The 3,844-nt window shown below is 27.4% G+C and carries 4 protein-coding genes; 1 reads left to right on the forward strand and 3 read right to left on the reverse strand.

Translation table 11 applies throughout. From position 1 onward, the window contains the following. Positions 1-551 precede the first annotated feature (551 nt). Positions 552-1,520 carry a beta-1,6-N-acetylglucosaminyltransferase gene (locus tag RR430_RS09100; protein ID WP_332509007.1) on the forward strand — a complete coding sequence of 323 codons (969 nt, stop codon included), beginning with the start codon at positions 552-554 and terminating at the stop codon, positions 1,518-1,520. Between the two features lie 139 nt (positions 1,521-1,659). Here the strand turns inward: RR430_RS09100 and RR430_RS09335 are convergent, their stop codons facing one another. The 3 genes from RR430_RS09335 to RR430_RS09110 all read right to left on the reverse strand — a co-directional run bounded on the left by RR430_RS09335 (position 1,660) and on the right by RR430_RS09110 (position 3,389). Beyond that, positions 1,660-1,713 carry a hypothetical protein gene (locus tag RR430_RS09335; protein WP_442879645.1) on the reverse strand — a complete coding sequence of 18 codons (54 nt, stop codon included), beginning with the start codon at positions 1,711-1,713 and terminating at the stop codon, positions 1,660-1,662. Next, positions 1,701-1,814, reverse strand: coding sequence for an IS3 family transposase (locus tag RR430_RS09340; RefSeq protein WP_442879644.1), 114 nt, complete (start codon positions 1,812-1,814; stop codon positions 1,701-1,703). Before RR430_RS09340 ends, RR430_RS09335 begins: the two co-directional genes overlap by 13 nt. Positions 1,815-2,432: 618 nt before the next feature. Further along, the gene (locus RR430_RS09110) at positions 2,433-3,389 is read right to left on the reverse strand and encodes a beta-1,6-N-acetylglucosaminyltransferase (protein ID WP_332509009.1); all 957 of its coding nucleotides are present in this window, start codon (positions 3,387-3,389) and stop codon (positions 2,433-2,435) included. Positions 3,390-3,844 lie beyond the last annotated feature (455 nt).

Here is a 3,844-nt window from a genome sequence, read left to right on the forward strand (position 1 = left end):
ATACCAAAATTAAGCATGTATTACTAATACAATTATTATATATTTTATTATTAGTTGATTAAATATCTTTATACGTAGAATATAATAGTTAATTATAGTTCTACTGACTAAGCTTTAAAATAATTAGAATTCGGTAAGTAGAACTTATTTGAATATAATTATTTAGATAACAAAGATGATATCTAAAATAATCATACTTTAATTAAAACCTGAAGTATAATCTTATAAAATGTAACAATCAGCGTATATAAATATTTATAATGCGTAACTACAATAATTATCGGGTTACTTTAAGGCTATAATTTAATAAATAGATTCATATTAGTTATTACTTTTTCGTTTTAAGTGCGTTATAATTATTTTATAGGCGAAAATTGAATTGTAATAATGATTAATTTATGCAATAATGAATTAGCAATAATATTTAAAAAATATTAAAAAATGTATAAGAACAATGTTAATTAGTGGCTCATCCTTTTTATACCTTTGTGAAGTTATTGCTATTAGAAGTAGGATGAGATATAAAATAATAACTAAAAGGAGGAATTGGAATGAATGCAATAATGATAATGTATCATAAAAATACGGAACAAATAGAAAGGATGGTTAACACTCTTTCAAGCGAGAATTTTGATATTTTTATTCATGCAGATTCAAATTTAGTATTAAGTGATGAGGATAAAAATAAAATCGTTGCAGCTTCAGCAATTAGTAAAGTGTATTTTACTGAAAATAGGCATCATGGGGTTCTTAATACAGATAGTCTTGTTAAGATTGAAATCGAGCTTATTAAAACAGCAAAAGCATGTGGAGATTACAAATATTTTCTATTACTGAGTGGACAGGACTATCCAATTAAACCGATGAAATATATAAACAAAACGTTAAATGACAGCTATCCTAAACCATTTATTGATTGCACGCCATATGACAAGCATAATTGGGTTTCATCTAAGTTCTCATATAATGATAAAACAATGAAATTAAGAAAATATCTTCTAGGGAAAAGGAAAGGCCCATTATCAACATACAGTTTAGGGGCAATTGATGTAATCCTTAGGAAGTTAGTAAAATATCTTCATCTTGATTATTATACTTCGCTAACTAAGCAAAATATTGAATTGTTCGGTGGTAGTGAATGGTGGATCTTACCTGATGTCTGTGTTAACTATATTATTTCTGAATATGATTCTGGAAAACCATACATTAAAGAGCTATTAGGTGTTAGAACACCAGATGAAACTTTTTTCCAAATTATGACTATGAGATCACCAAGTCGCAATTTAGTTGATGTTAATCCTAAAGATAAGGTTTCGCAATCATGCAAAACGTTTGCTTATTTTCATTGTAAAGGAAAACCATTTGTAGGTCATCCATATGAATTTACCATTAGTGATATCGAATTGCTTTCTGAAAAAAGTGAAAAGGATGATATTTGGTTTGCGAGAAAATTTGACTTAACCATAGATTCAAAAGTATTTGATTTAGTCGAAGAAAAATTACTTAAGAAATTCGAATAGTTTACAATATGTCGATAGTATCATATTAGAAAACCATTCTGTAAATAATTTGATATGATATTTAAGTCAATTAAATAATCGAAAACAAGTAATAAAGTGGAGTGATCCAAATTATTTGGACTAAAAGAAATAGGCTGAATTAAACAATTAACAAGGATTGATTTCTGTATTGTACAGGAGTTAATCCTTTAATTTGATCATTATTCTTTGTCTATTATAATAATCGATATATTTCTCCATTTCAATCTCTACTTCATCTAATGTTTTAAATTCAAATTCATGGCAATAAAACATTTCGTTTTTTATTCTACCAATGAAGTTTCAATTGGAGAGTTATCTAAACAGTTTCCTTTACGTGACATAGATTGAATGATTTCTTTCTCTTTAAGAATACTATGATAGGGTTCCATTTAGAATTGCCAACCTTGGTCAGACTGGAATATTAAGCCATTAAGATCTTGATGCTTCAAAATTTCGTTCATAGTAGGAGTCCTCCTCTTTTCCTCTCTAATATATCGTATCCATTCCCATTATACGACTTAATCTAATTAAATAACAGAACAGCTGATTGTAAGCCATATTCAATAGCTGTGACATTAACTGACTGATTATTAAGGAGCACCTTATTTTTGATTTCATTTTTTAACTTTTGAGAATAATAGTGATTTTTATCTTTTCTTGAATACATTTGCAATGTCTATCGATTAGGTTTATCAAGTATTGTATATTAATCTTTTGAATGTCAGACTCTTTTGACAATGATTCCAAACTTTCCCCTTGATTTCGTTTTATATATATTTCTATTTTTTTATTCTCTTGTATGTTTTGACATAATAAAATGCACCTCCATTAATTGTTTGTTAATTAACGGGGTGCACTTCATTATAACAGGTTTCGTTTATAACTGATTTTTTAAAGAAACTCTTTATCAATTAAATCTAAAATTTTAGAATCAACTTCTATGTCAAATTTTCTTGCAAACCAAAAATACTCATCCTCACTCTTTTCTCTAAGCAGTTCAATATCATTAATGGTGAATTCATATGGATGACCTTTAAATGGTTTGCTTTTACCACTGAAATAAGCGTAAGTTTTACAATTTTGTTCAACCATATCTATTGGATTGATTTTGATTAAATTGTTACATTCTGATCTCATAGCCATAATTTGAAAAAAACTTTCCTCTGGTGTTAATGTGCTTAATAACTCTGATATATAGGCTTTATTTGAGTTGTATTCAGATAATATATAGTCAATACAAATGTCAGGCAGAATCCACCAAGCACTGCCTCCATACAATTCTATATTTTGCTTTGTTAGTGATGTGTAAAAATCAAGATGTAGACACGCTACTACTTGTTTAATAATTATTTCTATTATTCTTAAACTATTTCTGGTTAAAGAACCTTTCTTTTTTCTTCTAATGAATTGTTGAAATCTAAGTATAGAGGCATTTATGGCGAACTTGTAAAATATCCAGTTGTGCTTGTCATATGGTGTACAATCGATGTATGGCTTAGGGTATGTATCATCTAATTGTTTAGAAATATAAGCCATTGGTTTAATTGGATAGTCTTGACCACTCAGTAATAAATAATATTTGTAGTTACCATTAATTTTTGCGGTTTTTACGAGTTCGATTGCAATATCAACAAGACTTTGTGTATCGAGAACCCCATGATATCTTTTTTCTGTAAAATAGATATTACTCTTTGTTGAAGCTGAAGCGATTTTATTTTTAGCCTCATCACTCAATAGTAAATTTGAATCTGCGTGAATGAAAATATCAAAATTCTCATCCGAAAGAGTTTCAACCATTCTTGTTACTTGATCAACATTCTTGTGAAACATTATCATTATTGCATTCATTTGTTTTCCTCCTGTTAGTTATTGTGTTAACTTCCATAAATTAAGGTAATGTTCAAATAATATTTTCGGCCAAAGCTCTGTTGGCAATTATATCTTCTCATAATTTTAGACATGCTTATTAGCCTACTTAGAAATCTAATAACGTTAAGTTTAATGATTTCATCTTAAAAAGTTATAATTATTATATTTGAAGTTACTACTTCATTATTGCATGATTTAGTTTGCAATGCAATTGTTTGTTTAACTAGAAATAAATAGGTATAGATGTATAAAAAACATTTATAATTATTAAGGTTATAAATGTCAAAATAAGTTTAAAACAATTAAGGAAATTCTATATAACAATTTTTTCAGTGATTGTAATTATCTGCCACCAAATAAGAGTTTATTTAAAAGGGGGATTTTAGTTATTATAATGCTCATTACTAAAGATATTGTCATTATTACAACTGAAT

It is taken from the genome of Anaerorhabdus sp., from assembly GCF_036641015.1.
In the GTDB taxonomy this organism is placed as follows: domain Bacteria; phylum Bacillota_I; class Bacilli_A; order Erysipelotrichales; family Erysipelotrichaceae; genus Anaerorhabdus.